General features: G+C 49.8%; 5 protein-coding genes and 1 pseudogene. 3 read left to right on the top strand and 3 right to left on the bottom strand.

Annotated elements, in window-relative coordinates:
• Nucleotides 1-392 (top strand): tail assembly protein (locus tag BLX41_RS14920; RefSeq protein WP_259744918.1); only part of this gene is annotated, 392 nt, incomplete at its 5' end.
• Here BLX41_RS14920 and BLX41_RS35415 read toward each other — a convergent pair.
• The 3 genes and pseudogenes from BLX41_RS35415 to BLX41_RS37350 all read right to left on the bottom strand — a co-directional run.
• Nucleotides 367-1,119: pseudogene (locus BLX41_RS35415) on the bottom strand (IS3 family transposase); the annotation flags it as partial. The gene BLX41_RS14920 and the pseudogene BLX41_RS35415 sit on opposite strands and share 26 nt — an antisense overlap.
• 363 nt (nt 1,120-1,482) lie before the next feature.
• Nucleotides 1,483-2,361 (bottom strand): ETX/MTX2 family pore-forming toxin, encoded by an 879-nt coding sequence (locus tag BLX41_RS14905; RefSeq protein ID WP_123725518.1) that lies wholly within the window; start codon nt 2,359-2,361, stop codon nt 1,483-1,485.
• Between the two features lie 624 nt (nt 2,362-2,985).
• Nucleotides 2,986-3,333, bottom strand: coding sequence for an SOS response-associated peptidase family protein (locus BLX41_RS37350; protein WP_404942771.1), 348 nt, complete (start codon nt 3,331-3,333; stop codon nt 2,986-2,988).
• A 317-nt stretch (nt 3,334-3,650) separates the two neighbouring features.
• Between BLX41_RS37350 and BLX41_RS14895 the strand changes: the two genes are divergently transcribed.
• Both BLX41_RS14895 and BLX41_RS14890 read left to right on the top strand, forming a co-directional pair.
• A complete protein-coding gene (locus BLX41_RS14895; RefSeq protein ID WP_123725516.1) occupies nt 3,651-4,034 on the top strand; it encodes a c-type cytochrome in 384 nt (127 codons plus the stop codon).
• 412 nt (nt 4,035-4,446) lie between these two features.
• Nucleotides 4,447-5,112, top strand: coding sequence for a TIGR02466 family protein (locus BLX41_RS14890; RefSeq protein WP_123725515.1), 666 nt, complete (start codon nt 4,447-4,449; stop codon nt 5,110-5,112).
• Nucleotides 5,113-5,135: the final 23 nt, after the last annotated feature.

Raw genomic sequence — 5,135 nt, 5'->3', positions numbered from 1 at the left:
AGCAGAACCTTTCCGAAGATGATCTCGGAAAACCAACGGGGCGAGGAGTAATTCGAATTGTCCCAGTAATTGCAGGTTCGAAGCGTGCCGGGCTATTGCGGACCATCGTTAGAGCTGTACTGATCATTGCTTCTTTTTTTGTCGCGCCTGGAGCTCAAACAGCATTTCTCGGCGCGGGTGTAGGCATGACTGCCGGCGGCGTCATCCAGATGCTCAGCCCGCAAGCCAAGGGCTTGGGCACCCAGGACAGCCCCAACAACCGGCCCAGCTACTGCTTCAACGGCGCCATGAACACCAGCGTCCGGGGCAACCCTGTCCCGCTTCTATACGGCCGGATGATTGTCGGCAGCGCGGTGATCCGTGCCGGGATCTACTCCGAAGATCAGATGTAAAACGAACCTGCCACCAGGCCCGCCATGAGCGGGTTTTTTTGCCTGAAGGAAAGCCATGAACCAGCACAATTAGGGGCATCGACAGTGAACGCCCGGTTGAGTCGATTGGGGGCAATGATCGATGGCCTCCCTTTGATTGCGCGCGGGGCTTTATAGCCTCTGAGCGCCTTGATTTTATTGGTGCGCATCAATGCCGCGACACGGTGCTTGCCGCAACTTTCTCCAGCCTCGCGCAAGTCAGCAAACACCCTCCGTGCGCCATACACACCTCGGCTGGCCGCATAGGAGTCACGGATCAGCCCTAACAACCGACCATTCTCTTTTTCTCGATCAGAAACAGGCTTGTGTAGCCATTGATAGAACCCGGCACGAGCAACTTGCAAAACCCGACACAGCGTAGTGATCGCGTATTGATGTCGGTGCTCGTTCATAAAGCGGTATTTCACTCGGGTTCCCTGGCGAAGTACCGCGCTGCCTTTTTTAAGATGTCGCGCTCTTCTTCCAAGCGTCGCATTTGGGCTCGCAGCCGTAAAATCTCGCTTTTGGCTTCGAGCAGTTCGCTGGCCTGTTTCTCGGTTTTGTCAGGCGTCACGGCTTTGACCCATTTGTAGAGGCTGTGGGTCGAAACGCCGAGGCGCCCGGCTGTTTCCGCAACGGAGTATCCGCGCTCAATGACTTGCCTGACGGCTTCTGCCTTGAATTCCGGCGAGAATCGTTGGGTGCTCATAAACTTCCTCCTATGCTCAAATCATAGGTTGGAGATGTCTATGAGGGCGGGGGCAGTCCAGCTTAAGGCAAAGAGGTGTCTACGAAACCCGGGGCGATTCATTAGGTTGTGAAGCACTGGTTATAGACACCGTTTTTTGTTGAGAGAATTTTCCTGCTCTACGGATTAATAGGAAACGAATATCAGTTTGATGCAGGTGTTAATCCGCATTCGTCCGTGTAAGGGCCTTGAGCCCTCGGCTGCTGGGCTTACGCGCCCGCCGACACAGTGGGAGATTGAGATTGACGAGTTGCTGCCACATAAGTGGCAGCCGGTCTAGTTGTGCAGGCTTGATGCCTGGGCGCATATGAATATTTACACTGCCTATGAAGTAATCACATCGTCATGAAGAACTTCAAATTTTGCTGGGAAGTGAATTTCCTCGATCAGTACGCCTTTTTCTTCTAAGTTTCTTGTGTGGGTTATATCAAAAATCCGAACGTCAAATCGAAGTCCGTGATTGGTTGAGAACCTTGTTTCTGCCGAGTTTACTGCTGGATTAAGTGGCCAGCCACCGTCTAAAAAACCTTCAGATTGAGACGGGCTTTCCCCCCAGTTACTCATTACTCTTGCAATACTACCAAGCGGAGAGTCATGCCTCACCTGATTAGTACGAGCTCTATAGTTGGCTATGCCAGAAAGCTCGGCACGAATCGTACTTCTACCCGAAGCAACCACTCTCTCCATTATGTAATCAACTCGATACCTGGTGTTTGCAGGCACCGAAATAGAAAATGGCTCAACGGTCCAGCTCCTCTGTGTTGTCCTGGTGACCGTATTTTGAGTGGACATATTGTACTCAACACTGAAGTTGTGAGTAATTCCGCCACTAGCAAATAGTACATCTACAGATGCAGTAGTCTCCACTCCATAAGTAAACACCCATCCACTTGAGTTTGTGGTTGATGTTTCGCTTGTCTCTACATAGCTGAAACCGGGCACTGGGAGAGATATTTCATGCGACAAATCATTGCGCATAATGTTTTGCGTAACAGTTAATATTTCGACTGATCCAGCGACTGATGCGGGAATGCTCTGTCCTGAAAGTTTGGCATCATCAACTCGATGCCCCACATAATCAAGTGGGGTGTTTACCGTGCCGGGCTGCTGGGTACGTGTTGCATAGTTCACCAACATGGTTCTAAGCATGGTGTCTAAATCTACCCCGGATCGTGCACTTATATCAATACTGTCCTTTTTCATTTTCTAGCGTCCCTTGATTATGATTGCTTCATGAAATTTAACGCTAGCAGATTGGTTTTCGATGTCAATATTGTGGAGTGCGCGACATCTGGTCAACTACGCCATCAATGTTTTTCCATTAGGCAGGTAGTAACTCAGACCTAACTCACTGATATCGACCGCTTTATCTCGAGCACTCCATGAATTTCAAATTCAAAGCCGAAATTTGAACGCTGATGCTGTTCTCCCAGTCCTTTACAGCGTCTGCACCTCATCACGTGTCCCGCCGCAAAAGTTTAAAAAATATCTCTCTTGGTCCTTTAAATGGGGGCCAAGGTATGTGGCTGGAGACCTTCTCCTTCCAAGCACAGAATTTTTACCTTCGGCCTGGCTTCAACATATTCGTCGAACTTAAGGATCCCGCCGTCGGACACTATCGATTTTTATGCAAGAGCATTTCGATACCTAAGCGATAAAAGTCCGGTAATACGCGGCCCTGATCCACCGCTTAAAGCGATGGCGTAAGCGGTGTTGCCCGTACGATTATCTCCACTGCCTTCAGTCCCCGTTGATGGGGCATGTTGACCTGGCCGAGCACCAGCAATGGATCGGGCGTTAGTTACTGCAGTAAAAAACTGCCAATGATCAGCCGTTGTTCACCATGCCACCACCTGAAGCCTTGGTCAGTGGCTCTATTGGTTCCGAGCTGTGATTCCTTCTGCCTGGTGCGCTCTTTTGGCGTTGTCGGGTCTGACGCCAGGACCACCGACCGGCGGTGATGATCAAGCCATCATATTCGCGCCGACCATCATCCTGATCCAGGAGAGGTCCAATTGAGCCGCAGAATATTGTCGGCCGGCGCAGTAGGTGAATAAGGCAGGGCTGTTTCTTGGGCCCACCCTCATTGATCCATTCAAATGAGCTATCGATTGGTGGGATCGCCCTGTATGCGCAGATTTGCCGGAAGGAACGCCCGGGGATGACCTTCTCCACCCGAGCATTGCCCGAGTATTGCTCATTGGCTCCTCAGGGCGATCGTTGCACGCAAGGGCGTCCCGAAGGAGAATGGCGGGCTTCTGATCACCGTCACCAGGATTGCTCAGTGAAATCAGTGAGTTGATATCAAGCTTGTGGGCGGGCATGCCAAGCGAAACGCCGTTTGATCTGAAGTTCACCTCTCGCGAGTACGAACACATTGCTCATGAACAACCTCGGTTCAAATGTTCTAGAGAGAGTTGAGTGCTGCAAAAGCACGTCAGGGACTTGCCTTCGATTCAGATATTATTTATCCAACAAGGCCATATGGAAAAATGAAAATAAAAGTACTACTCATCGCTTCGCTAGGGATTTTATCGCTGTTTCAAGCATCACTATCCTTCGCGGATAATGCCAATGGAAAAAATCTCTATTTACAGCGATGCGCTATGTGCCACGGAGCAGATATCAAAGGGACAGGGCCATTGGCAAATAAAAGCAATCCGCCTACGCCAGATCTAACAACGTCCGCTTTCAAAAAACGACTGAATGATTATCCGGGCGTTATTGTGTCATCGATAATACTGCGTCCAAATGGTGACTTGATTCCAAGAACTTTGCGAGAAAATGGTGTGAAGCTATCGCCGTTCTCTTGGAGGGTTAATGATTTTCGCGATTTAAATCAGTATATGAGTGGTGTGATTTTAAAGGGTCGATGATGTTTATAGAGGGGTGGGCGCAGAACTCTAGGGGGCATTTCATGGGTTTCGGTCGTATCCTTCATTATCAGGAACTGATCTTGTGCTAGTAAATGAAGTGCTCGAGTGTGCAAGACTTAGATGGAGTCAAGAACTCATGAGTAACTGAGGTTGGCTTACGAGAAGTCCTGGCTCGCTGTGGGCTTGAAATTGACTGGAAGTTAATTGGTGTGCACAACTGAGTGCTCCTGTATCTGAAATGCAAAGCCCGGCCAAGTGCCGGGCTTTGCATTTCGTTTTTAGTAAGACGGTTGAAGCCTACTGTCAAGCTGGGTTGTAACTAATAGCCATAAGATTTTTACAAAGGTTTACATCGTGTATCTATTTGATTCGGTATGGTTTGGTGCAATTGGTGTGACTTTGTGAGAGCTCAATGCAGTCAAGAAATAATCGAGTAGATCCTGAGCTGATAAAAATTAGACGGCTGTTCGCTTCCCCCCTGGCTAGTATCCAGTACCCCAACGCAGAACGACTCAATGCGGAGCTGAAAGCTATAGTCACAAGCCGTATGGCGAACGATCTCAGTGGCGCGCAGCGTAGCAATGAAGGAGGTTGGCAGTCCGCCAACGACTTTCCAGAATGGGGCGAGGAAGCCTGTGATGCTTTAGTGATGTTTGCCACGGAGTTCGCAACTCAACTTACAGCGGTTCATAGCGAGCAATATGGTTTAACAGAGCCCAGTTTCCAATGGAAACTCAATGCTTGGGCAAATGTTAATAAGGCGGGCCATAGCAATGCACTGCATGGGCATCCTGGCGCGTTTTGGTCAGGGGTCTACTGGGTCGACGCCGGTGGCCGAGAGGACGATCCGGCAGTCGGCGGTGATCTGGAGTTTATAGACCCGCGCGGTATGGTTGCATCGACATACAATCCTGCTTTGCGAATGCGGGTTGAAGACTGCATCGCTGCCGGTTTTAGTAGCACTTGTGTCGCCACAAGTGGGACATTCGTCATGTTTCCGTCTTGGCTAATGCATTCAGTACAACGCTTTGAAGGTACGAGGCCGCGAATCTCCATAGCTTTTAATTTCGGCGCTTGAGATTTCGATTGAATTGAATCGCT

Origin of the sequence: Pseudomonas protegens, from assembly GCF_003732485.1 — a bacterium.
GTDB lineage: Bacteria > Pseudomonadota > Gammaproteobacteria > Pseudomonadales > Pseudomonadaceae > Aquipseudomonas > Aquipseudomonas protegens_B.
Note: the sequence above shows the minus strand (reverse complement) of the source record. Positions and strands in the feature narration are given on the sequence as shown.

Excerpts from the sequence above, each read along its gene's own strand:
- BLX41_RS14905 (WP_123725518.1), bottom strand. The coding sequence starts at position 2,361 with ATGAAAAAGGACAGTATTGATATAAGTGCACGATCCGGGGTAGATTTA.
- BLX41_RS14890 (WP_123725515.1), top strand. The coding sequence starts at position 4,447 with ATGCAGTCAAGAAATAATCGAGTAGATCCTGAGCTGATAAAAATTAGA.
- BLX41_RS14895 (WP_123725516.1), top strand. The coding sequence starts at position 3,651 with ATGAAAATAAAAGTACTACTCATCGCTTCGCTAGGGATTTTATCGCTG.